Source organism: Candidatus Eisenbacteria bacterium (assembly GCA_016235265.1).
GTDB lineage: Bacteria > Eisenbacteria > RBG-16-71-46 > RBG-16-71-46 > JACRLI01 > JACRLI01.
This window is the reverse complement of the sequence record JACRLI010000015.1, coordinates 63,537-87,818: the sequence shown is the minus strand read 5'-3', so window position 1 is coordinate 87,818 and position 24,282 is coordinate 63,537. Positions and strand designations below refer to the sequence as shown.

23 protein-coding genes are annotated in these 24,282 nt (G+C 71.2%); all 23 read left to right on the top strand.

What is annotated here, in order from left to right:
- The first annotated feature begins 77 nt into the window (after positions 1-77).
- Positions 78-2,780, top strand: coding sequence for a DUF2344 domain-containing protein (locus HZB25_08500; GenBank protein MBI5837270.1), 2,703 nt, complete (start codon positions 78-80; stop codon positions 2,778-2,780).
- 54 nt (positions 2,781-2,834) lie between these two features.
- Positions 2,835-4,283, top strand: coding sequence for an Rne/Rng family ribonuclease (locus HZB25_08495; GenBank protein ID MBI5837269.1), 1,449 nt, complete (start codon positions 2,835-2,837; stop codon positions 4,281-4,283).
- 154 nt (positions 4,284-4,437) lie between these two features.
- Entirely contained in the window at positions 4,438-4,752 is a 315-nt protein-coding gene (gene rplU, locus HZB25_08490; protein MBI5837268.1) for a 50S ribosomal protein L21, read from the top strand.
- 43 nt (positions 4,753-4,795) lie between these two features.
- Positions 4,796-5,059: a 50S ribosomal protein L27 gene (rpmA, locus tag HZB25_08485; protein ID MBI5837267.1), complete on the top strand. Its 264-nt coding sequence runs from the start codon at positions 4,796-4,798 to the stop codon at positions 5,057-5,059.
- A 169-nt stretch (positions 5,060-5,228) separates the two neighbouring features.
- Positions 5,229-6,158, top strand: a complete 930-nt coding sequence (gene mdh / locus HZB25_08480; GenBank protein ID MBI5837266.1) for a malate dehydrogenase — start codon at positions 5,229-5,231, stop codon at positions 6,156-6,158.
- Positions 6,159-6,181: 23 nt separating this feature from the next.
- Positions 6,182-6,706: a cytochrome c gene (locus tag HZB25_08475; GenBank protein MBI5837265.1), complete on the top strand. Its 525-nt coding sequence runs from the start codon at positions 6,182-6,184 to the stop codon at positions 6,704-6,706.
- A gap of 286 nt (positions 6,707-6,992) precedes the next feature.
- On the top strand, positions 6,993-7,502 hold the full coding sequence (locus tag HZB25_08470; GenBank protein ID MBI5837264.1) for a hypothetical protein: 510 nt from the start codon (positions 6,993-6,995) through the stop codon (positions 7,500-7,502).
- A gap of 98 nt (positions 7,503-7,600) precedes the next feature.
- Positions 7,601-8,647, top strand: coding sequence for an SPFH domain-containing protein (locus tag HZB25_08465; protein ID MBI5837263.1), 1,047 nt, complete (start codon positions 7,601-7,603; stop codon positions 8,645-8,647).
- Entirely contained in the window at positions 8,631-10,172 is a 1,542-nt protein-coding gene (locus HZB25_08460; protein MBI5837262.1) for a hypothetical protein, read from the top strand. Before HZB25_08465 ends, HZB25_08460 begins: the two co-directional genes overlap by 17 nt.
- A gap of 192 nt (positions 10,173-10,364) precedes the next feature.
- Positions 10,365-11,096: a 3-deoxy-manno-octulosonate cytidylyltransferase gene (gene kdsB / locus HZB25_08455; protein MBI5837261.1), complete on the top strand. Its 732-nt coding sequence runs from the start codon at positions 10,365-10,367 to the stop codon at positions 11,094-11,096.
- A gap of 29 nt (positions 11,097-11,125) precedes the next feature.
- A complete protein-coding gene (locus HZB25_08450; GenBank protein ID MBI5837260.1) occupies positions 11,126-11,857 on the top strand; it encodes a hypothetical protein in 732 nt (243 codons plus the stop codon).
- A gap of 10 nt (positions 11,858-11,867) precedes the next feature.
- The gene (locus HZB25_08445; GenBank protein ID MBI5837259.1) at positions 11,868-12,347 is read left to right on the top strand and encodes a DinB family protein; all 480 of its coding nucleotides are present in this window, start codon (positions 11,868-11,870) and stop codon (positions 12,345-12,347) included.
- Between the two features lie 161 nt (positions 12,348-12,508).
- Positions 12,509-14,140: a CTP synthase gene (locus tag HZB25_08440; GenBank protein MBI5837258.1), complete on the top strand. Its 1,632-nt coding sequence runs from the start codon at positions 12,509-12,511 to the stop codon at positions 14,138-14,140.
- A gap of 349 nt (positions 14,141-14,489) precedes the next feature.
- On the top strand, positions 14,490-15,983 hold the full coding sequence (locus tag HZB25_08435; GenBank protein MBI5837257.1) for a hypothetical protein: 1,494 nt from the start codon (positions 14,490-14,492) through the stop codon (positions 15,981-15,983).
- A 114-nt stretch (positions 15,984-16,097) separates the two neighbouring features.
- The gene (kdsA, locus tag HZB25_08430) at positions 16,098-16,925 is read left to right on the top strand and encodes a 3-deoxy-8-phosphooctulonate synthase (GenBank protein MBI5837256.1); all 828 of its coding nucleotides are present in this window, start codon (positions 16,098-16,100) and stop codon (positions 16,923-16,925) included.
- Positions 16,926-17,025: 100 nt separating this feature from the next.
- Positions 17,026-17,634 (top strand): YIP1 family protein, encoded by a 609-nt coding sequence (locus HZB25_08425; GenBank protein ID MBI5837255.1) that lies wholly within the window; start codon positions 17,026-17,028, stop codon positions 17,632-17,634.
- A 13-nt stretch (positions 17,635-17,647) separates the two neighbouring features.
- Positions 17,648-18,757 carry a GNAT family N-acetyltransferase gene (locus HZB25_08420; protein MBI5837254.1) on the top strand — a complete coding sequence of 370 codons (1,110 nt, stop codon included), beginning with the start codon at positions 17,648-17,650 and terminating at the stop codon, positions 18,755-18,757.
- Positions 18,758-18,774: 17 nt separating this feature from the next.
- On the top strand, positions 18,775-19,782 hold the full coding sequence (locus tag HZB25_08415; GenBank protein MBI5837253.1) for a KpsF/GutQ family sugar-phosphate isomerase: 1,008 nt from the start codon (positions 18,775-18,777) through the stop codon (positions 19,780-19,782).
- Between the two features lie 110 nt (positions 19,783-19,892).
- Complete coding sequence (gene lptC, locus HZB25_08410) at positions 19,893-20,450, top strand: LPS export ABC transporter periplasmic protein LptC (GenBank protein MBI5837252.1); 558 nt, start codon at positions 19,893-19,895, stop codon at positions 20,448-20,450.
- Between the two features lie 2 nt (positions 20,451-20,452).
- On the top strand, positions 20,453-21,172 hold the full coding sequence (gene lptB / locus HZB25_08405) for an LPS export ABC transporter ATP-binding protein (protein MBI5837251.1): 720 nt from the start codon (positions 20,453-20,455) through the stop codon (positions 21,170-21,172).
- 63 nt (positions 21,173-21,235) lie between these two features.
- Positions 21,236-22,702: an RNA polymerase factor sigma-54 gene (gene rpoN, locus HZB25_08400; protein ID MBI5837250.1), complete on the top strand. Its 1,467-nt coding sequence runs from the start codon at positions 21,236-21,238 to the stop codon at positions 22,700-22,702.
- Positions 22,703-22,727: 25 nt separating this feature from the next.
- The gene (locus HZB25_08395; protein ID MBI5837249.1) at positions 22,728-23,255 is read left to right on the top strand and encodes an HPF/RaiA family ribosome-associated protein; all 528 of its coding nucleotides are present in this window, start codon (positions 22,728-22,730) and stop codon (positions 23,253-23,255) included.
- 58 nt (positions 23,256-23,313) lie between these two features.
- Positions 23,314-24,282, top strand: coding sequence for an HPr kinase/phosphorylase (locus HZB25_08390; protein MBI5837248.1), 969 nt, complete (start codon positions 23,314-23,316; stop codon positions 24,280-24,282).

Here is a 24,282-nt window from a genome sequence, read left to right as displayed (position 1 = left end):
ACTTTGCCGATTCCGCCGCTGCGCCCGGGACAGGCTCCCGGGCCCTGCACCGGTTCCCGATATTGTAAGGATCCAACATGCGCGTGACGCTGGACCAGCTGGAGGATCGGATCCTCCCGCGGGTCGAAAAGCCCAATCGTTATCTCGGCAATATCCACAACCTCGAGTCCAGGCCCCGGGAGGGGCGCATCGGTGTGCTGCTGGCGTTTCCCGACGCGCTGGAGCGCGCCATGGAGCCCTCCGTGGCGGGCCTGCTGCACCGCGTGAACCGCCTCGAGGCCGCCGCCGCCGATCTCTGTTTCACTCCCGCACCCGACTTCGCCACCGAATTGCGCGCCCACGGCCTGCCGCTGCCCGCGCTGGGGAGCCGCACGCCCGCCTCCGGGTTCGATCTCGTGGTGGTGCCCGTTGCGCGCGAAGAGCTGGCCACGGGCGTGCCGGAGCTGCTGGACCTGCTGCGTCTGCCGGTCCTGGCCCGCGAGCGCGGGGAGGACGGCCCGCTGGTGGTGCTGGGCGGGCCGGTGATGTTCAATCCCGAGCCGTTCGCCGGCTTCGCGGACCTGGTGGTGGTGGGCGACCTCGAGACCGCGCTCGACGACCTGGTGGGCCTGGCGCTCCGTCGCCGCGACGGCGCGCTGCCGCGCGCGCAGGCGCTGCGGCAGGCGGCCGCGATTTCGGGCGTCTATGTGCCCTCGCTGTACGGAACGGCGGTGGGTTCGCGCGGGAGGTTGCTCCCGCGGCCGCTGGAAGGATCCGGCGCCCCCCCCTCGATCGCCCCGCTGTTCGCCCTGCCGCAGGGCCAGCCGGACGCCGATTCCGCGCCGTTCCTTCAGCCGCTCTCGGAGATCGCCTCCGACCGCCTGTGCGTGGAAGTGGCGCGGGGCTGTTCCACCGGCTGCCCGGCGTGCCGCTCGGGCTTCCCGCACCGCGACCCCGCGGTGCGCCCGGTGGGGGACGTGGTGGCCGAGCTGGCGCGCGGCCTCGACGCCACCGGCTGGGAGGAAGCGCTGCTGCAGCTGCCGCCCGGCGCGCACGGGGTGGAGTTGCTGACGTTGCTCGAGCGGGCCGACCAGGTGCTGCTGGGCCGTCAGCTGGGCATCGCCCTGGCATCCGTCGGCGGGGACGAGCTGGTGCGTCCCACCGCCGAGCGCCTGGTGCGACTGCGGCGCGGGCCGCTCTCGTTCGCGGTGCTGGCCGCCGGCGTGCGCCTGCGCGGGGCGCTGGGGCTGACCCCGGACGAGGAACATCTGCTGGCCGGCGTGCGCGAGTCCCAGCGCCAGGGCTGGCATTCGGCCCGGCTGGGGTTCACCGTGGCGCTGCCCGGCGAGACCCCGGAGGACGTGGAGGCCGTGCCCGCCCTGCTGAAGCGCGCGCAGGCGGCGGTGCGCGACCTGCCGGAGGCCGCGGGGAAGACGGGCGCGTTCGCCGGAGCGTTCCAGGTCTCCGCCAGCGCGGACGTATTCCTGCCGCGGCCGCACACGCGCTTCGAGCGCGAGGCCCTCGCGGACCTGGACGACATGCGCGCCCGGCTCGCGCTGCTCAAGCGGCGCATCGCGCGGGGGCGGCTGTACGTGCGCCGCGGCGCGGCCGAGCGCGCCTGGATCGGCGGGCTGGTGGCCCGAGGGGACCGGCGCGTCGGCGAGGCGGTGCTGCAGGCCTGGAGACTGGGATGCCTGCCGGCCACCCTGGACGAGCCCGTGGCGGCGGACCTGTGGCTCCAGGCGCTCGCGGCGTGCGGGCTGGACGGGCAGGAACTGCGTGCCGCCTTCGCCCCGGATGAGCCGCTGCCCTGGGCGATGTTCCGCGAGCCCGAGCCCACGGGCGCGGGCCTGGCCGCGGAGGGCGATGCCGCGGCCGGCGGTCTCGCGTCCCCGGCCTCGAATGGACCGGCCGCGGGAGTCGCGGGCACTTCGAACGGCACGGCCGCGGAGCCGGTATCCGGGGAATCCGCCACGCCCGGCCCGGACCCGCGCCTGTTCGGGCGCAAGCGCAGGAAGGCGCCCGCGTCGGCGGCCGCGTGGCAGCGCGGATTGCGCTTCCGCATCGAGTATGTGAAGGGCGAGGAGGTCCGGTTCACCTCGCACCTGGAAGTGATGCGCGCGCTGGAGCGCGCGGTGCGGCGCGCGGGCCTGCCGCTGGCCTACTCTCAGGGGCAGGTGCCGCACGCGAAGATGGCCTCCGGGCCGCCGCTGCCGCTGGGATTCACCAGCCGTGCCGAGTACCTGGACCTGGAATTCTCGCGCTCGGTGGACGAGGGGTTCCTGGCGGAGCTGAACGCGTGCATGAACCGCGGGCTGGAGGCGCACGAAGCGGTGGTGCTCTCCGGCAAGCCGGCCTCGCTGTCCGCCGCCCTGGACACCGCCTCGTGGAGGGCGTGGATGAGCGCGCCCGTGCTGAAGTCCCTTGGCCTCGACGCCGGCGCCTGCGCCGAGCGGTGGGGCCGCGCCCTGGAGGAGCTGCGCCGCGCGGCGCAGCCCGTCGCCTGGCCGGTGAAGCCCGGCCCGGACGCCCGCACGGCGGACGCCCGAGGAATCGCGCGCGGCGCGGCGGCCGAGTGCCGCGCCGGCGTGCCCGAGATTCGATTCGATACCCCGGTCAACGGCGGGATGCGTCCCGAGATGTTCGTCGCCCGCCTGACCGGCCTGAGCGAGCTGGACCCCCGGCTGGTGCGCGTGGAGCGCACCGGGTTGTGGGTGACCAGCGGCACGCGGCGTCTGACGCCGCTCATGGCCATCGTGTCCCACCCGGGCGCCCTGGCCGCAGCCACGGACTGGTCCTGACATGTTCAAGGAAATCGTCATCAACGCCGACCCGCACGAGTCNNCGAGATCCTGGTGGAGCGCGCCGACCGGCCTCATATGGTGTGCGTCATCTTCAAGGGCAAGGTCAACGCCGTGCTTCCCGGCATGCAGGCCGCCTTCGTGGACCTGGGCCTGCCCAAGACCGCCTTCCTGCACGTCTCCGACCTCGCGGAGTCGCTGAAGGACATCGACGACCTGAGCGATCTCGAGGAGCACCGGCGCCGGGGCAAGAAGAAGACCTCGCAGCTCAAGATCGAGGAGTTCCTCGAGAAGGGCGAGGAGATCCTGGTGCAGGTCACCAAGGAGCCCATCAGCACCAAGGGCGCCCGGGTGACGCAGCAGATCTCGCTGCCCGGCCGGTTCGTGGTGTTCATGCCCGGGCTGGACCACGTCGGAGTCTCCCGCAAGATCGAAGGTCGCGAGGAGCGCACCCGGCTCAAGCAGATCATCGCCGAGATCAAGCCGGACAACGCGGGCCTGATCGTGCGCACCGCGGGGGAGGGCAAGACCAAGCGGGACTTCACCGCCGACGTGAAGAACCTGGTCAAGCTGTGGGCCAAGATCGAGAAGAAGGCGCTGGTGGCCAAGGCGCCCGCGGTGGTGAACCGCGAGATGGACATGAGCATCGGCCTGATCCGCGACCTGTTCACCGAGGACGTGAACCAGGTCACCGTGGACAGCAAGGACGTCCACGACGAGATCCTGGACTACCTCAAGACCTTCTCGCCCGAGCTCCGCTCGCGGGTCAAGCTGTTCAAGGGCAACAAGCCCATCTTCGACCACTTCGGCATCGAGAGCGAGATCGAGAAGCTGATGCAGCGCAAGGTGTGGCTGAAGAAGGGCGGCTACCTGAGCATCGACCAGGCCGAGGCGCTGGTGGCCATCGACGTCAACACCGGCCGCTTCACCGGGCGCAAGAACCAGGAAGACACCATCTTCAAGACCAACATGGAGGCCGCCCGCGAGGTGGCCCGGCAGCTGCGCCTGCGCGACCTGGGCGGGATCATCGTCATCGACTTCATCGACATGGAGATCGAGGCCAACAAGCGCGCGGTGCTGGACGAGCTGCGCACCTACCTCAAGGGCGACCGCTCGCGCACCAAGACCTTCGAGGTCAGCGCGCTGGGCCTGGTGGAGATGACCCGGCAGCGGCAGGGCCCCAGCCTGTTCCATTACTTCACCGAGGACTGCCCCACCTGCGCCGGCAGCGGCAAGGTGTACTCGCTGGAGTCGATTCTGAGACGGCTGGAGCGGTTGCTGCGGCGCGTGGGGCTGGGCAGCCGGGAGCGCACCATCCAGGTGAAACTCCACCCCGAGGCGGCGGTGTACGTGCTGGAGGAGAACAACCACCGCGTGGAGGCCCTGGAGAAGCAGTACAAGCTGCGCATCGACTTCAAGGACGACCCGCAGCTCAAGCGCGAGGATATCCGCATTCTCCAGGCCAAGTCGGGCACGGACATCACGCGGCAGTTCGAGCAGTAGGACGGGGCGCGCCTCGTCGGGCGACGTGCCTCCAAGGTCCTGAAAAATAACGATTTATGATTGCAGGAGTGTGGATAGGTTGACGCCCGGGCCCGCAATCTGCTATAAATTCTACGTTTGTGCCAAAAAGCGTCGCAGGTTCGAGGAGGATTTCATGTCGTTTGCAGTCGTTGAGATCGGCGGGCTCCAGTACCCGGTGCACGAGAACGAGCGCATCGTGGTGCTGCTCCACGTCGGCACGCCCGGTTCGAAGATCAGCTTCGACCAGGTGAAGCTGGTGGGGGAAGGCGCGGCGGTCAAGGTTGGGCGCCCCCAGGTGGCCGGCGCCTCGGTGGAAGCCGAGGTCCTGGAGCACCGCAAGGGCAAGAAGGTCACGATCGGCAAGTTCAAGCGCAAGCGGGACTACCATCGGACGAAGGGGCACCGCCAGGACGAGACGGTGCTGAAGATCACCCGCATTTCCGCGTAGCGGTTCCTTATCCGCGCGGCGGTTCCGAGGACGGTGAAGTAGAGTGGCTCACAAAAAAGGGCAGTCCAGCTCCAAGAACGGTCGCGAGTCCAACGCCCAGCGGCTGGGTGTGAAGCGCTTCGGCGGCGAGGCGGTGCTCGCCGGGAACATCCTGGTGCGGCAGCGTGGCACGGTGTTCCGGCCCGGCCGCAACGTCGGCATCGGCAAGGACGACACGCTGTTCGCCCTGGTCAATGGCAAGGTCGTGTTCGAGAAGGTGGCCCGGACCGCGCGCAAGCGCATCTCCGTGGTCGCCGAAGAGAACTGACCGGGCGCTCCGCGGCAGGGTGAGGCAGCGCCAGCACAAGGCAGCACCGAGGCGGGGCGGTCCCGCCTCTCTTTTTGCGGTGGATGGCGTCCCGCTGTGTGAAATCCGTAGCAAGCCCGCCGGGGCGCGGCCCCGGCCGGGCGGGTAACCCGGGGAGGAGGGCAGCATCGTGGCCAGGAAGGTGAGCATCATCGGCGGCGGCGGTAACGTCGGCGCGTCCTGTGGTCTGTACGTGGCACAGATGGGCATCGCGGACGTGGTGTTGGTGGACGTCGTGGAAGGGCTGGCCGCGGGCAAGGCGCTGGACCTGCTCCAGAGCGCCCCGGTGCAGGGCTTCAACGCGCTCCTGACCGGGAGCCACGAGATGGCCGCGATCGAGGGTTCGGACGTGGTGGTGGTCACCGCCGGCGTGGCCCGCAAGCCGGGCATGAGCCGCGAGGATCTCCTCAAGGTGAACGCGGACATCGCCCGGAGCGCCGCCGAGGCGATCCGGAAGCACGCCCCGAACGCCCACGTGATCCTGGTCACCAACCCGCTCGACGTGATGGCCTACCTCACCTGGAAGGTCACCGGCTTCCCGAAGAACCGCGTCACGGGCATGGCCGGCGTGCTGGACTCGGCCCGCCTGCGCGCCTTCGTGGCCCTGGAACTGGGCGTGTCGCCCGAGGACGTCCACGCCATGGTGCTGGGCGGACACGGCGACTCCATGGTGCCCCTGCCGCGCTACACCACGGTGGGCGGCATCTCCATCACCGAACTGATCTCGCCGGAGAAGATCGCGGCCCTCTCGAAGCGCACCGCCGGCGGCGGCGCCGAGATCGTGGCCCTGCTCAAGACCGGCAGCGCGTTCTACGCGCCGGGCGCGTCCGCCGCCCTGATGGCGCATGCGATCATCACCGGCCGCAGGCGGCTCCTGCCGGCCTCGGTGGCCCTCGAGGGCGAGTACGGGATGAAGGACCTGTTCATCGGAGTGCCGATCGTGCTCGGCGCGAAGGGTGTGGAGCAGATCATTCCGCTCAAGCTCTCGGCCGAGGAGATGGGACTGCTGCAGAAGAGCGGCGACGCGGTCAAGAAGACCATCGCCGAGCTCGGGCTCTAGACACCACAAGGAGGAATCACCCGATGTTCCGTATCGTTCGCATCGCGGCCCTGGCGCTGATCGTGCTGGGCGTGCTGTCCCTGGCCGGCTGCGGCCAGAAGACCGAGCCGGCGGCCACCGGCGGCGCCGCCACCGAGGCCGCCCCGGGCGCCACCCCCGAAGCCGCCCCTGCGGCTCCGGGCGGCGACACCTGGACCCCGCCGAACAACGACTACGCGGCGCTGGACGCCGGCCCGCCCGCTTCGGGCACCCCGGTGGACAAGGCGCTCGCAGAGAAGGGCAAGGCACTGTTCGTCTCCAAGACCTGCGTCGCCTGTCACGCCTTCGGCTCCAAGAAGATCGGTCCGGACCTGGCCCCGGTGGCCGGGCAGCGCAGCGCCGAGTGGATCAAGGCGCAGCTGATGCACACCGCGGTGATGATCGCCAACGACCCGGTCACCAAGCAGTTGATGGCCGAGTCGAACAACGTGCCGATGGTGGTGCCCGGCGGCGTGACCGAGGAAGAGGCCAACGCGCTGATCGAGTACATCAAGAACGGCGGCAAGTAGGCCGGCTCCGCCCGGCGCAGGTTCCGAGAGGACCGGCGTCCGGCAGCGAATCCAGGGGGCGTTCCCGCGGGGGACGCCCCCTTCGCACGCCCGGCGCGCGGGAGGCGGGCATGCGCCGCGTGCCGCACCGCTCCGGCCCCCCGGAGCCCCGCCATTGCGCCGCAATCCGCTCATTCGCCCGCCAAAGTCCCGCCTGCCGCACGCCGATAAGGATCGGGTGAAGCGTCCGGCCGCCCCGCGACCGGGCAGGGATTCCGGCCGTGGGCCATTTCCGGGAGTGCCCCCAATGTCTTCCCCCAAACGCCTGAGTTCGATCCCCGAGGACGTGCCCGCGTGGGCCTCGCTGCTGCCCGGGTACCGCGGCTACAAGGAACGCGAGCTGCTGCGCGAGGACGACCGCGCGGTGCGCGACCATGCGTCCGCCGGCATGCGCAAGAGCGCCGACGTCCTGCGCCGGCTGTCCGCCGAGCACCTTAGGCACGGTCCCGACGAATTGCTGAAGGCCACGGACTGGTTGTCGGTGGAGCTGCGCACGCTGGCGGACGCCACCGCGCTGGCCCCCGGCGGCTACGGCAGCCTGTTCGACCGCAAACAGGTGAAGCAGGAGGAGCTGGGCCAGCTGCTCGCCCTCGACCTGGACCTGCTGCGCGGGCTGCTCGAGGTGGAGGCCCGCGTGTCGGGTCTCGAGGACTCGGTGGCCGAGCCCGGGCGCTTCATGCTGGTGCTGCAGGCTCTCCGCCCGCGCGTGGACTCTCTTCGCTCCACCCTGGAGCGACGCGCCGACCTGCTCCGCTAGACCCGTTTCGCACAGCGCCGCCGCGCGCCCCGCGGGCCGCGGCGGTCCCGGCCGGGCGGGCTGCCCGCGCCCGCATCCCGCGACCCTGGAGGTGATTCGTGTCGGAATTCCTGGAAGTACTCGAGTGGAACGACCCGCTGCCCGGTGAGATCGTCCGGCGCTACCCCGCCGAGGGCTCGGCCGAGATCAAGATGGGCGCGGTGTGCGTGGTGCAGGAGTCGCAGCAGGCGGTGTTCTTCCGCGACGGCAAGGCGCTGGACGCGCTCCGCGCCGGCCGCCACGTCCTGAGCACGCAGAACCTGCCCATCATCACCAAGGTCCTGTCGCTGCCGTTCGGATTCAAGAACCCGTTCCGGACCGCCATGTACTTCGTGAGCCAGCGCGTGGTCACCGACCTGCGCTGGGGCACCAAGAACCCGGTGGCGTTCCGGGACCGCGACCTGGGGCTGGTGCGCCTGCGCGGCTTCGGGGTGTACACGCTCCGCGTGGGCGACCCGGTGAAGTTCGTGAACACCCTGATGGGAGTGCGCGGCTCCATGGGCTCGGCCGAAGTCGGCGACTACCTGTGCGACGTGATCGTGTCGCGCCTCAACGACCTGCTCGGCGAGACGTTCACCAGTATCCTGGACCTGCCCGCGGGCTACGAGGAGCTGGCCGCCAAGGTGAAGAACGCGGTGCACGAGGACTTCGCGAAGTACGGCATCGAGCTGGTGGACTTCTTCGTCAACGCCATCACGCCGCCCGACGAGGTCCAGAAAATGATCGACGAGCGCAGCGGCCTGGGCGCGGTCGGCAACCTGGACAACTTCCTGAAGTACAACGCCGCCAAGGCGCTCGGTGGCTCGGGGCAGGGCGGCGGGATCGGGGCGACGGCCGCGCAGGCGGGCATGGGCGTGGGAGTGGGGGCCGGCGTCGGCGCCGCCCTGCCGTCCATGATCGCCCAGGGCATGCACTCGCCGCAGCCGGCGACCGGCGTGGCGCTCTCCGCGGTGTGCGGCGCCTGCGCCGCGGCCCTGCCGCAGGGCTCGAAGTTCTGTCCGCAGTGCGGCACCACCCTGGGTCCGGCGGCCGCGTGCCCGAAGTGCGGCGCGCCGCGGGTGCCGGGCACGAAGTTCTGCGGGCAGTGCGGTGAAAAGCTGGCCTGAGGCGCCGGCGGGCCCGGATCGCGCGCGCGCGTGCCTCACGGTGGAGGTGCCGTGCCCCGGCTGCGGCGCGCCGGTGCGGATGGACCCCGCGGCGCGCACCGTGAGCTGCGACTTCTGCCGTCGCCGCCACTTCCTCCGCGGCCGGCGTGCCTACCTGACCACGTTCCTCGAACCCCGCGTGCGGCCCGCGGACGCGCTCCTGGCCGCCAAACGCCACTTGCGCGAGGGCGAGGTCCGGGCCACCCGGCTGCTCGACCCGGATCTGGTGTACGCGCCCTACTGGCGGGTGCGCGCGCGGCTGTTCAAGTGGACCCGTGGCTCGTCGCTGGTGCGCGACGCCGCCGGCGGCGGGGCGATGCTGCAGAGCACCCACACCGAGGTGCTGGCGCGCGACTTCGACCACACCTTCCCGGCGTGCTCCGCGGACACCGGCGTGTGGGGGCTTTCCACGCGCCCGGCGATGCTGGAGGTGAAGGCCTTCGATCCGGCGCGCCTGCCGGACGGCGCCCGGTGGCTCAAGCCGGAAGCCTGCGGGACGAAGGCCCGCGAGGAGGGCCTGGCCCGGGTGGACGCCCTGCTGCGCCCGCCCGTGGAGTTCACCGTGGAATCGGGGCGGCTGTTCCCGGTGCAGCTCACTCTCACCCTGGTGTTCTTCCCCTTCTACGTGGTGCGGCACCGCTTCCGGGACGAGGCGTGGCAGGGGGTGATCGTGGACGCGGTGGGCGGCGGCGTGACCGCCGACCACCCCGAAGAGCTGTTGCCCGCGACCGGCGAGCCGTGGCTCCCGGACGAGAGCGGGCTGTCGTTCCTGCCCCTGGCCTGTCCCGACTGCACCTTCGCGCTCGATTTCCGCGAGCTGGACGAGGTCGGCCGTTGTCCCAACTGCCACCGCGGCTGGGAAGTGGGCGACGAGCGGCTGGAGAAAGTGGATGAGTGCGTGGAGGACCCGGGTGCCGCAGGCGCGCGGCTGCTGCCGTTCTGGACGTTCACCGGAGAGCTCACCCTCCCGGGCGTGGGCCGGCTGCGCGACGCCGGGCAGCTGCGCCGGCTCGCCTATGAGGGCCCCGGCGGGGGGGGGCGTGACCGGGGTGATGCCGTCGAGTTCGAGGGCGCGGGTCGCGGCGACGCGTCGAGCGCCTCGTCGGGGTCCCCGTCGGGACTCCCCGAAGTGCCCCGCGACGGTTTCCGCGTCCTGTTCCCGGCGTTCGACGCGCGGCACGCCGAGAAGCTGCACGAGCTGGCGGTCCGGTTCACCCTGGCCGACCCGCGCTGGGAGCCCTCCACGCGCGAGGCCCCCGGGACCTGCCGGCTGGGCCGCGAGCAGGCCGCCGGGCTCGCGGACCTGTGCCTGCTCCAGGCGCTGGCGGTGAACCCGAAGCTGCAGGCCGCCTATCTGAAGGGTGGCTCATTCACGCCGTCCAGCGCCCGGCTGGTGTGGGTGCCGTTCTACCTCTCCGGCACCGAGTACCAGGAGCCGAGGACGGCCGCGGTGGTGCCGGAGATGCTCCTCAGGCCCTGGGAGTAGGCGCCCGGCGGAGCTGCACTCCCGGGAGCGCCGTGCCGGGAGCCGTCGGACCGGGAGTCGCGGCGCTTTTCTTGTCCCCCCCCACACGCTACGCTGTGCGGGCCGCCCCGATCCGGGCGGCCCGATTCGTCATCGGTCGCACCGCCTCCGCGGCCCGCGACCCTGAAGCGCCGCCGCCTCCCGGAGGATGCCCTGTCCGAGCTCCGCGACGTCCTCGCCGTGATCCCCGCCCGGTATGCCAGCACGCGGTTGCCGGGCAAGCCGCTGGCGCTGCTGCACGGGCGGCCCCTGGTGCTGCACGCGCGCGATGCGGCGCTCGCCGCGGGGATCGCCCGCGTGGTGGTGGCGGCGGACGACGAGCGCATCGTGGCCGCGGTGCGCGCCGCGGGAGGGGAGGCGCAGATGACCTCGCCCGCGCACGCGAGCGGCACCGACCGTGTGGCCGAGGTGGCGGCGCGCTCCCCGGCGGGGGTGGTGCTGAATCTCCAGTGTGACGAGCCCGAAGCGGATCCCGCGCTGCTGCGCGAGCTGTGCGAGTCCATCGCCGGCGGGGAAGCCATGGCCACCGCGGCGGCGCGGCTGGAGGATCCCGCGCACCTGGAGTGTCCGCACGTGGTGAAGGTGGTGTGCGACGCCGCCGGACATGCGCTGTACTTCTCCCGCGCCCGGATCCCCGCCGCACACCCGGGCGCCGCGGGGGCGCCGCCGGCGTACGGGCACCTGGGGATCTACGCGTTCGGTCGGGAGACACTGGAGCGCTTCGTGAGGCTGGAGCCGTCGCGCCTGGAGCGGCTGGAGGGGCTGGAGCAACTGCGGGCCCTGGAAAACGGTATCCGCATCCGGGTGCTGCGCGCCGCGCGGTTCACGCGCGGGGTGGATACCCCCGAGGACCTGGAGGAACTGGAGCGCCGCATCAGGCCTTAGCCCCGGCCATGCCGGACAGGAGTGGGCCCATGAGGAAGACACTGCTGGCGCTGGGGACGGTCCTGGCCGGGATCCTCCCGGCGGGTTGCGGCGATCCGACCACGCAGCCTGCGCCGTCCGATCCCTGGCCGACCGACTACACGGACATCATGGCTGCCGGTCTCACCGATCCGGTCGGGGACCTGAGGCTCGCCCCCGGCGGCGCCCCTCCGTACCGTCAACCGGTCGGCTACCCACCCGTGGACATCACCCGACTCTCCCTCGGGATCCACGGCAAGTATCTCTACATGCGGGCCGACTTCTCCGGGCCCCTGCCGGGCGCGCGGGTTTCCATCCCCCATTCGGGGGAGGTGGAGGCGCAGGAAGTGAGCTCGCAGGCATTCAACATCAGTGTCGACAGCGACAACGACGACGCGACGGGGGCCTGGGGCGAGGGAATCGCGGGGGTGGACATCTTCTTCGCCGTGAAGCTCGAGTACGGCCAATGGAGCACCGCCTACGCGAACTTCGGCTTCCCCCCGCCCGGGAATCCCCACTACCGCGACATTCACTACAACAGCGGTCATATCGAAGGGCAGATGGGGCCGGGTGGGCCCGGCGCCTCCTACATCATCGTGCGCATGGACGTTTCGAGCCTCGGGACCTACCTGCGACCGGGCTCCACGGTCGAAATCGGCGGCTGGTCCGAGGCCGAAAGCAACCTGTATCATCACTTCGCATTCGATCCCCTGGCCCCGGGCCAGTGGACGCTTCAACCCTAGGAGCCAGCCCATGCACCCGTCCATCCTGCAGGCCGTCCAGATCCAGGGAGTCGTCACCAGCCTGTTCCATCGCGCGCTCGAAGGCGTCACCGAGGAGGAGGCGCGCATCCGGCCCGGGGACGACTCCAACCCGATGTTGTGGATGGCCGGCCACCTGGTCACCACGCGCGTCTACCTGGCGAAGCTGGTGGGCGTCGAGCGACCGCTGCCGTGGAACGGCACGTTCGCCCGCAGCGCGGCGCTGGACATGTCGCTGCAGTTGCCCGCGCTGGCCGAGGTGTGCGCCGCCTGGGACGACATCTCCGCCGCGCTGGCGGCGCGCTTCGAGCAGCTCACCGACGCGGAGCTGAAAGGCCCTGCGGGCGAGTTCCCCAGCCTGGACCAGACCGTGCGCGGAGCGCTGGCCATGGCCGCGCTGCACGACAGCTACCACGTGGGGCAGATGGCCTTCGTGAGGAAATTCCTGGGGCACGGAAGGCTGGTGGGGTGACGCGGGCGACCCGCGGTCGCCGACTGGCCGCCCATCGGTCCTCCCACCGGTCCGCCAGATCTTGACCCCGACCTCGCCGGGGTGCTAGCCTCGGGTTCCGTGAAGACCTGCTCCGGTGAGGGCGGGTCACGCGGTCCCATCCCTTACCTGCGAGCTTCCCAATGCCAAAATATGTCTTCGTCACGGGCGGCGTCGTTTCCTCCCTCGGAAAGGGCATTGCCGCGGCCTCGCTGGGACTGCTGCTCAAGTCCCGCGGGCTGAAGGTCAGCCTCCAGAAGCTCGACCCCTACCTGAACGTGGACCCCGGCACCATGAGCCCGTTCCAGCACGGGGAGGTCTTCGTCACCGACGACGGCGCCGAGACCGACCTCGACCTGGGCCACTACGAGCGCTTCACCGACACCTCGCTCACCCGCCGTCACAACGCCACCGCGGGGCAGATCTACGACACGGTGATCACCAAGGAGCGCCGCGGGGACTACCTGGGGCGCACGGTGCAGGTGATCCCGCACGTCACCGACGAGATCAAGGCCCGCATCCGCGGGGTGGCCGCCGACGTGGATGTGGCCATCGTGGAGATCGGCGGCACCGTGGGCGACATCGAGAGCCTGCCCTTCCTGGAGGCGGTGCGCCAGATGCACCTCGAGAACAAGCGGGGGGACACCGCGTTCATCCACCTCACGCTGGTGCCGTACGTGAAGGCCTCCCACGAGGTGAAGACCAAGCCCACCCAGCACTCGGTGCGCGAGCTGCGCGAGATCGGGATCCAGCCCGACATCCTGCTGTGCCGCAGCGAGACGCACCTGACCTCCGAAGTGCGCGAGAAGATCGCGCTGTTCACCAACGTGCGGAAGGACTCCGTGATCGAGGCGCTGGACGTGGCCTCCATCTACGAAGTGCCGCTGGTGTTCCACGAGGGCAACCTGGACGGGCAGGTCACCGAGCTGCTGGGCCTGGACGCCGGACCGCCCGACCTGGAGGACTGGCGCCGGTTCGTGCGCGCGGTGCAGGAGCCGGCGGGGGAGGTGCGGGTCGCGATCTGCGGCAAGTACACGCACCTGCGGGACTCCTACAAGAGCATCATCGAGGCCATGATCCACGCCGGCGCCGCCAACGGGGTGCGCGTGGAGCTGGACTGGGTGGACACCGAGAAGATCGAGCTGGACGGCCCGCGCGCGTGGCTTTCCCAGGCGCACGGGGTGCTGGTGCCCGGTGGTTTCGGAGACCGCGGCATCTCGGGCAAGCTGGAGGCGGTGCGCTTCGCGCGCGAGAACCTGGTGCCGTACTTCGGCATCTGCCTGGGACTGCAGGCGGCGGTGGTGGAGTTCGCCCGCGACGTGTGCTCCATGGACCGCGCCAACTCCACCGAGTTCGACGCCCACACACCCTACCCGGTGATCGACATCCTGCCGGGCCAGCTGGGCGTGGAGAACAAGGGTGGCACCATGCGGCTCGGTTCCTACCCGTGCCGGCTCAAGCCGGGCTCGCGGGCGTTCGAGGCGTACGGCTCCGAGTTCATCGAGGAGCGCCACCGGCACCGCTACGAGCTCAACGACCGCTACCGCGAGGACCTCAAGAGGGCGGGGCTCTCGGTCGCGGGGGTGTGCCCCGAGAATTCGCTGGTGGAAATCGTGGAACTGCCCGATCACCCGTGGTTCGTGGGGGTGCAGTTCCATCCCGAGCTGAAGTCCAGGCCGGCGCGGCCGCACCCGCTGTTCACCGGGTTCGTGGCGGCTGCGAAGCGCGAGGCGTTGCGCAGATCGGGCTCCGGAACGGGAGTGGCCAGGTCCTGACAGTGGTCCGCGCCCAGGCGGGGAAACTTTTCCGGCCCGATGCGCGTCCATTACATTAGGTGGCGCCGCCGGGCCGCGGGCCCGGCCGTTCACCCCCGGTGGATGCGCGGGCTGCAGGCCCGCGTGATCTCTTGTTATTGCAACCAGTTCGACTGCCCCCGTCGAGATCCCCGGGTGGGCGCGCGCAGGCATCCGTCGCGCTGCCTTCCCCAAGGACATGTCCTCCCAGGAATTCGCACCCGATCGCCCGGACACCCGGAAGCGGCAGGCGGCCCTGCCTCACCCCTCCCCAGGCCAGCAACCTCCGAACCCGACCCGCGGCCCCGGCCGCCGGGCCATCGGCCCGCGCATGTCCTCCGGGAGCGCCGCGGGGCCGCAGTTGCCGCTGGCCACGGTCCTTCGAGACCCTTCCGCGCCGTACCTGGTCCCGCTGCTGGTGCTGCTCGCCACGCGAGCGTGGTTCTGGTTCCGCCTGCCCAACGCCTACGAGGACGCCTATATCACCTTCCGCTACGCCCGCAGCCTGGCGGAAGGTCTCGGGCCGGTGTTCAACGCCGGGGAACGCGTCATGGGCTTCTCCTCGCCACTGTGGACCGCGTGGGTCTCGCTGGGTGTGTGGCTGACTCACGAGCCCGTGGCGTGGGCGCGCGGCTGGTCGGTGGTCGCCGACGCGGTGGCCATCACGCTCGCGGCGCGCCTGCTGGACCGGCACGTGGGGCGCATGAGCGCATGGTGCTTCGCCCTGTTCTTCGCCGCGTGGCCGTACTTCGCGGCAACCGCGGTGTCCGGCATGGAGAGCAGCGCGCTGGTGGCGCTGACGCTGATCGCGGCCACGCTGGGCGCGCGCGGGAGCGCGCTGGCCGGGCCGCTCATCGGGGCGGTGGCGCTGACCCGTCCGGAGGGCATCGCGGTGGCGGCGCTGCTGCTGCCCGCCGCGCGGGGGCGGGATCGGCTGGTGGCGGCCGGCATCGGCGCGCTGGGCTGGGGCGCGCTGGGCGTCTACTTCGGCTCGCCCATCCCGCAGAGCGTGATCGCCAAGGCCCAGGTCTATGGGAGCCCCGGCCCGTGGGCGGGGCGCGCGTGGTGGGAGTGGCTGTTGCCCGCCGCGCTCGGACGCTGGCCGAACAACCCCGAGCTGGCGCAGCTCTTCCAGGTCTCCGCGGTGATGGCCCCCGCGGCAGTGCTGGGTGTGCCCGCCCTGTGGCGGCTGTGGCGCGAGGTCCATCGCGCGCTGCCGTGCGCGGTGGCGGGGATGCTCGCGGTGTGGCTGGGCTACGTGCTGGTGGGCGCCGCCTACTTCTCCTGGTACCTGTGCGTGCCGCTGGCCGGGATCGCCTCCCTGGCGGCCATCGGGCTGCCCCGGGTGGTGCGCGGCACCGCGGTGCCCGCCGCGCTGCTGGTGTTCGTGGCCGGCAGCTGGACCGTGTTTCCCCGGCTCTACGAGGGCCGCGCGCTGCAGGAGAGCGCCACGTTCGCCGAGGCGGGCTTCTACCTGCGTGACCACGGGCGCTCCGGGGAGTCGGTGATGCTCGAGCCCATCGGCATCGCGGGCTGGATCAGTGGCCTGCGGGTGGTGGACGAAGTCGGCCTGGTCTCGCCCGAGGTGGCCCGCCGGCGGGTGCAGGGCCCCGGGTGGTACGGGGACATGGTCCGCGCGCGCCGGCCCGAGTGGCTGGTGGCGCGCCGCGCGCTCCTGGAACGCCCCGAGGGCTTCGCCGGCGCCGGGGCGCCGTTCCGCGACGAGGCCGACCGCAAGGCCAGCCTGTCTGAGTACGCCGTGCGCACCGTGGTGGCCCCCGAGGCCGGCGACGGGGCGCTGGTCGTCCTGCGCCGAATTCGCTAGTCTGGGGCGCCGGGCCCGCCAGGGGTCCGGCCGAATCGGGCCCAGGCCGGGCCCGGGTGCCGGCGGGCGGGGCCATCTCCCCGGCCGCCACCCGACTCGCGGAAGGAGCCGTCCATGACCGGCGCGGTGCGCGTCCCCGGGCCCCGGGGCGACGTGACCGTCGGGGCCGAGGCCCTGGTGGTGATCGCCGGACCGTGCATGCTGGAATCGCGCGACCTGGCCCTTCGCACCGCCGAGGCCGCCGCCGCCGCATGCTCCCGCCTGGGCCTCGGCTACATCTTCAAGAGCTCCTACCTCAAGGCCAACCGCACCGCGTCGGGCTCCCCGGTGGGACCGGGACTGGAGGCCGGGTTGCGCGTGCTCGCGGAGGTGCGTTCCGCGGTCGGCGCGCCGGTGCTCACCGACGTTCATTCTCCCGAAGAGGCCCGCGCCGCGGCCGCGGTCGCCGATGTGCTCCAGGTGCCCGCGTTCCTGTGCCGGCAGACCGCGCTGCTGACCGCGTGCGGGGCCACCGGCAGGGTGGTCAACATCAAGAAGGGACAGTTCCTGGATCCCGCCGCCATGGCGCGCGCCGCCGAGAAGGCGCTCAGCGCGGGGGCGACCGGGGTGCTGCTCACCGAGCGGGGCACCTTCTTCGGCTACGGCGACCTGGTGGTGGACTTCCGCTCCCTGGCGGTGATGCGGGAGAGCGGCTGTCCGGTGGTCTTCGACGTCACTCACAGCCTGCAGCGCCCCGCCGGCCCGGTGACCGGGGGGGAGCGCCGCCACGCGCCCGCCCTGGCGCGGGCCGCGGTCGCCGCGGGCACGGACGCGCTGTTCCTCGAGACCCACCCCGACCCGGGGCGGGCCCTCTCGGACGCGGCCACGCAGTGGCCGCTGGACCGCTTCGAGGAGCTGGTGGAGGGCTGCGCGCGGGTGCGCGCGGCGGTCGGCAGGGGATGAGATGCCGGGGGCGACGCGCGGTCCCGCGCGCAGCCCCAGTTTGCCTGTGCCGTCGCGGGCCGGGCGCGCAGGCGCACGTTCCGCGGGAAGGAGGGAGACCTTGAATCTCGTGGAGCGTGCCACCAGGATGCTGACCACCCCCGCCACGGAGTGGGACGTGGTCGCCGCCGAGAACATCGACCCGCAGCCGCTCACCATGAGCTACGTCGTGCCGCTGACTCTGCTGAGCCAGCTGGCGGCGTTCATCGGGAGCGCCTTCGTCAGCGCGATGTTCATGGCGGCGTTCGGGATGCATCGCAGTCTCCCGTACTGGCTGGTCAGCGCGGTGCTCGCGTGGGTGCTCACCGTGGTGGCGGTGTACATCAACGCCTGGGTGGTGAACGCGCTCGCGCCCACGTTCGGCTCGAAGCAGGACTTCCGCAGCGCCTTCAAGCTGGTGGTGTTCGCGTGCACCGCGGCGTGGGTGGGCGGCATCCTGGCCGTCATCCCGGTGCTGGGCATGCTGGGCGCGATCGCCGGCGGCCTGTATTCCATCTACCTCTTCTACCTCGGGGTGCCCCGGCTGATGGCCACGCCGCCGGACAAGGTGGTGCCGTACATGCTGGTGAGCGCCCTGGTGCTCATCGTGGTCACCATGCTGATCGGGCTGGTCGTGGGCGGGGTCACGGCCGCGATGTTCGGCCTCTCCGCGACGGGGATGGGCAGTTAGGGACCGCCGCCGGATGACCCTCACCGTACGGATCGCGGACACTCCCGACACCGCCCGGTCCGCAGCCGGCCCCTGGAGCGCGCTGATGGAGCGCGCGCCGGGGGCCGGCGTGTTCCTCACGCCGGAATGGCAGCTCTCCTGGCTGGACGCGCTGCAAGGTGGCGCCGAGCCGGCCATCGTGCTGCTGGAGGACGCCGGGTCGGTGCGCGCGGCGCTGCCCATGGCCCGCACCGTGGAGCGGCCCGGCGGGCTGCCCGTGCGGGTCACCGCGATCGGGGGGGAGGAGATGGCCTCGGGCGATCACCTGGCCCCGGTGGTGGAGCCCGGCTTCGAGGCGCCGGCCGCCCGCGCGCTCGAGACCTGGATGGCCGACGAGCTGCAAGTCGCGGACGTGCTGCGGTTCGCCTCCGTGGACGAGGGGCCCTTCGCGGGCGCCGTGCGCGCGGCCGCCGAGCGCCGCGGCTGGGAGTTGCTCGAGCGCGCCCGGGACGTGGCGCCCTTCGCCGCGCTCCCGCGCACGTGGGGTGAGATCGAGGCGGCCCTGGGGGCCAGGCGCACCGGCCGCCTGGAGTACTATGCGAGGCGGCTGCGCAAGGACCACGCCGATGTCGAGGTGCGGCTGAACGACGAGGCCGCCCCGCTGGCGCGCGTCCTGGATGAGATGGCTGCGCTGCACGTTCGCCTGTGGGAGAGCCGCGGCCGGCCCGGCACCCTGGGGCGGGAGGCGAAGCGGCGCTTCCTGGACCGTTTCTGCGCCCGCGCGCTGGAGCGCGGGTGGCTGCGGCTCCACCAGCTTTGGGTGGGGCCGCGGCTGGTCTCGGCGACGCTGGTGTTCCATCACCGCGGCGTGGCCAGCTACTACCAGTCCGGCTGGGACCTCGACTTCAAGCTCTACAACGTGGGCGAACTGGCGGTGATGCAGGGCCTGCGCCGCGCGGTGGAGGAGGGCGTGGCGGTGTTCGACTTCCTGCGCGGCGACGAGCCGTACAAGGAGAAGTTCGCCACCGGGCGCGCCGAGCTGCTCACGCTGGAGATCGCTTCCCGGCCCAAGGGGCGGCTGCTGCTGAAGGCCGGAGCCGCCCGCGGCGCCGCGGCCGCGGCCGTGCGGCGCGCGCACCCCTGACCTGCTAGAATCCTGCAATGACAACGAACCCGGAGCCCGGCACGCACACCACGCCCCAAGCGCTCGAGGCGGCGCGGCGCGTGCTGCGCCTGGAGAGCCGCGCGGTGGCCGCGCTGGAAGGCGCGCTGGGAACGGGCTTCGAGCGCGCCGTGGAGGCGGTCGCGGCCTGCCGCGGCCGGGTGCTGACCTCCGGGGTGGGCAAGTCGGGCATGGTGGCCGCGCGGCTGGCGGCCACCCTCACCTCCACCGGCACGCCCGCGGTGTTCATCCACCCGGTGGAGGCGCTGCACGGCGACCTGGGGCTGGTGAGCCGCCAGGACGTGGTGGTGCTGATTTCCAAGAGCGGCCAGAGCACCGAGCTGGGCGCGATCATCCCCACGCTGAAGCTGCTGGGACTGCCCCTGATCGGAATCCTCTCCAATGGCGACAGCCCGCTGGCCGGGGCGTGCGACATCCGCCTCAGCATCGGCCGGCCCGAGGAGGGCTGCCCGTTCGACCTCGTGCCCACCAGCAGCGCGGCCGCCGCCCAGGCGCTGGGCGACGCGCTGGCCATGGCGGTGCTCACACGCAAGGGATTCCGACGCGAGGACTTCACCTTCTACCACCCGGGCGGGGCGATCGGCCGCGCGGGCCTGCTGCGGGTGCGCGATGTGATGCGCACCGGCCCGGACCTGCCGATGGTGGACGCTGACACTCCGTTGCGCGAGACGCTGCACGTGATCCTGGACAAAGGCATCGGCCTGGCCCTGGTGCGCGGCCAGGAGGGGCGGCTCGAGGGGATCCTCACCGACGGCGACTTCAAGCGACTGCTGCTGCGCGACGCCGGCCTGCTGGACCGCACCGCGGGGGAGGTCATGACCCGCGGGCCGCGGACCGTGGCCGCGGACGCCTACCTGTCCGAGGCGGTGCGGCGCATGGAGGAAAACCCCGGCGGATCCATCACGTCCCTGGTGGTGCTGGACGGGGACGGTCGGCTGGAGGGAGTGCTGCACCTGCACGACTGCCTCAAGGCCGGGCTGAAGTAGCGGGCCGCCCTGCAGAACCGCCCCGACCGAGCCGATAAGTAAATGGCACAGAATATGCTTGCTGGGGCTTCTTCCTTCCTGATAGGGTGGGGTGAGGAGAGATCGAGTCCATGACACCTGCCATCCCCCGACATGGAATCCTGCCCGGCCTGGCGCTGCTGTGCCTGGTGGCGGCGTGCTCGCCGGAGTCCACCTCGCCCGCGCTCACCCGGGCCGCCACCCGCCCCGACGAGATCATCGAGGACATGAAAGTCACCGAGACCAGCGCCGGCTCCCGGAGCTGGACGCTGCACGCGCGGCGCGCGCTGGTGTACAACGCGCAGAACCGGGTGGAGGTGGAGGGCGTGGACGTGGACTTCTACGACGAGGGCGGCAAGGCGTACTCGCACCTGACGTGCAACCGCGGCACCCTGAACCAGTCCACCAACGACATGGTGGCGGAGGGACGCGTGGACATCCGGACCACCACCGGCGTGCACGTGGAATCGGAGGTGCTGCGCTTCTGGAACGGGCAGCAGAAGATCACCTCCGACGCGTTCGTGAGGGTGACCGACGCCCAGGGCAGCGTGCTTTCGGGCGTGGGTTTCGAGAGCGACACCAAGGTGGAGCACTACAAGATCGTCAAGGTGGACGCGACGCTGCGGCAGGCCGGCGGAAAGGACCTGTAGCCGTGCTGCGGGCGCAGGGCCTGGTCAAGCACTACGGCAAGTGGCGGGTGCTGGACCGCGTGGACGTGGAGGTGGCCCCCGGCGAGGTGGTGGGGCTGCTGGGCCCCAACGGCGCGGGCAAGACCACCACGTTCTACCTGCTGGTGGGGCTGCTGGTGCCCGACGGCGGCTCCATCACGCTCAACGGCCGGGACGTGTCGCGCATGCCCATCTACCGGCGCGCCCGGCTGGGGCTGGGCTACCTGGCGCAGGAGGCCAGCGTGTTCCGCCGGCTCACGGTGCGGGACAACGTGCTGGGAGTGCTGGAAGTGATGAAGACACCGGCGGCGGAGCGCCGCCGGCGCCTGGACGAGCTCCTGGGGGAGCTCGGGATCGCGCACCTCGCCGACCGGAAGGGCTATAATCTGTCCGGCGGGGAGCGGCGGAAGGTGGAGATCGCGCGCGCGCTCGCGGTGCAGCCCTCGATCCTGCTGCTCGACGAGCCGTTCGTGGGGATCGACCCCATCACCGTGGCCGACATCCAGGACATCGTGCTCCGGCTCAGCCGCCGGGGCATCGGGATCCTGATCACCGACCACAACGTGCGCGAGATGCTCTCGACCACCGACCGCGCGTACCTTTTGTTCGAAGGCAAGATCCGGGTCCAGGGCACGTCGCGCGAGCTCGCCGACGACCCGTGGGCGCGCAAGGTGTACCTGGGCGAGAGATTCTCTCTGCCCTGAAGCGGCGCGCCGCGAAGCCCACCCCGGCTTCGCGGGCGCGACGGTCCCCCGAATCGGACGGCCATGGAAATCAAGCACGGACTGCACCTCTCCCAACGGCCCGCACTGGTGATGACCATGCGGCTGCGGCAGGCGTTGAAGCTGCTGCAGCTGCCCCAGCTCGAGCTGAACCTCGCCATCAAGCAGGAGCTCCAGACCAACCCCATGCTCGAGGAAGTGGACGACCTCGAGGAGGAGCTCAAGGTCGAGGACCGCGCCACCGACGGCGACGCGCAGCTCTCGCCCGAGCCGGAGCCCGAGAAGGAACCGGAGGAGCCGAAGGAGGGCGAGGACGACCTGTTCGACCTGCTGCCCGGCAACGATCCGGACAACCCCTACATTCCCGCCGAGGACCACTCCGCCGAGCGCTTCGAGAAGGTGGCCGTGACCACCATGAGCCTGAGCGAGCACCTGGAGACCCAGCTGCGCCTGCTCCAGCTCACCGAGGACGAGGTCGAGGTGGGCACCTACATCATCGGGCTGATCGACGACCGCGGCTTTCTGGGCAGCCCCCGCGTGGACGGGGGCGGCGAGCCGGCCACCGTGGTGGCCGAGATCGCCGAGGTGCTGGGGAGGCCGGTGGAGCTGGTGGACAAGGTGCTCGGCGTGATCCAGTCGCTGGAGCCGGTGGGCGTGGGCGCGCGCGACCTGCGCGAGTGCCTGCTGATCCAGCTGCGCCACCGGGGCTATCTCGAGCACCCGGCCTACCGGATGGTGGAGGAGCAGTTCGACAACCTGGTGCACCGCCGCTTCCACGACGTCGCCCGCCACTTCAAGATCACGCTGGAGCAGGTGCAGGACGCGGTGGACATCATCGGCACGCTCTCGCCCAAGCCCGGGCTGGACGTGTCGCCGGAGGAGCCGAGCTACATCATCCCGGACCTGGTGGTGGACAAGGTGGACGGGGAATACGTGGTGTACCTCAACGACCGGCACGTGCCGCGGCTGCGGATCCGCTCCGACTACGAGCGCCTGCTGCGCGAGAAGCGCCGCGGGGACGAGACCCGTGCGTTCGTGCAGGGCAAGCTGAGCAGCGCCCGCTGGCTGATCCAGACCATCGAGCAGCGCCGCCGCACCATGATCAAGGTGATGACCAGCATCGTGGACAAGCAGCGCGACTTCTTCGAGAAGGGCATCGCCCATCTGCACCCGCTCACGCTCCAGGACGTGGCCCGGGAGATCGGGATGCACGAATCCACCGTGAGCCGCGTCACCTCCGGGAAGTACGTGCAGACGCAGCGCGGGGTGTTCGAGCTGAAGTTCTTCTTCTCCAGCGGCCTCAAGCAGGAGAGCGGCGAGGACATCTCGGCCAAGACCGCCAAGGACATCATATCCCGCCTGGTGGGGGACGAGGACCGCAAGGCCCCCCTGAGCGACCAGCGGATCGCCGAGTTGATGAAGGCGCGCGGGGTGGACATCGCGCGCCGAACCGTCGCCAAGTACCGCGAGCAGCTGCAGGTCCCGCCCGCCCGTTTCCGCAAGCGGGTGTGAGCCTGCCAGCCCAAGGAGCGCACCAATGGAAGTCGTGATCACCGCCCGCCACTTCAAGCCCAGCGCCATGCTGCGCGAGTACGTCGAGGAGAAGTTCGGGCGGCTCGCCCGCCTTGCGGGCAGGGGACAGGGGGACCTCCACGTGACCCTGACCGTGGAGCGCCGGGTGCACCGCGTGGAGGCTTCGCTCGGCGCGGCGGTCGTGAAGCACGAGTCGGACGACATCATGGTCTCGATCGAGAAGGCCGCCGACCGGATGAAGGACCTGCTGCGCCGCAACAAGGACCGGGCCAGCGAGCGCAAGGGCCGGATGGGGCTCAAGGACGGGGCGGCGCAGCGCGTCACCTCGCGCCGCGTGGCGCCGAACGTGAAGCGCGAGGCCTTCGGCAACGCCGAGATCGACGTGGACGAGGCGGCCGAGAAACTGGCCCGGAGCAAGAAGGAGTTCCTGGTGTTCGTGAGCAGCGAGACCGGCCGGGTGAACGTGATGTACCGCCGCAAGGACGGCCTGTTCGGGCTGATCGAGCCCGGGGTCGAGGGCGCCGGAAGTTGAACCTCCACGCGCGGGGGAGGGCGGGCGCCTGCCCGCCGTCGCACCGCGGAGGGGCCCGATGAACCATCTTCCCGTGGCGCGTTTCTTCGAGGAGGAGCGCGAGGAACTCAAGCTCGAGAAGCTGACCTCGGGCCTGGAGTCTCCGGTGGACATCACCACCAGCGACGTGAACCGTCCGGGCATGGCGCTGATGGGGTTCGTGGAGAACTTCCTGGCCGAGCGCATCCAGATCATGGGCCAGACCGAGATCAGCTACCTGGCGCAGCTCTCGGAGAAGGAGCGGCGCGGCGCGGTGGACCGGCTGCTGCAGTTCCAGGTGCCGTGCATCGTGGTGGCCAAGGGGCTGGAGGTGCCTGCGTACCTGGTGGAGCGCTGCGACACGCTGCGCATCCCGGTGGTGCGCACGCCCATGTCCACCACGCCCTTCATCCACGACCTGGGCAAGTACCTGGACACGGTGTTCGCTCCGAGCATCATCATGCATGGCTCCCTGGTGGACGTGTACGGGGTGGGCCTGCTGTTAACCGGCAAGAGCGGCATCGGCAAGAGCGAGACCGCGCTGGACCTGGTGGAGCGCGGTCACCGGCTGGTGGCCGACGACGTGGTGACGCTCACCCGGCGCCAGGGCGACGTGCTGATCGGGATGGGCAACCAGGTGCTGGCCCACCGCATGGAGATCCGCGGGCTGGGCATCATCGACGTCCAGAGCATCTTCGGGATCCGCTCGATCCGGCACCAGAAGCGCATCGAGGTGCAGGTGAACCTCCACGAGTGGGGCTCGGTGGACCACGTGGAGCGGCTGGGGCTGGACGACCGGCACACCACCATCCTCGACGTCAGCATTCCCTACATCGACATCCCCATCTTCCCCGGCAAGAACATCACGGTGATCGCCGAGGTGGTGGCCCTCAACTACCTGGTGAAGGTGTACGGCTACAACCCCGCCGAGGTGTTCAACCAGCAGCTGATCGAGACCATGCGCAAGCGGAGCGTCGGCCGGAGCTGGGTCCGCGACGACACGGAGTGA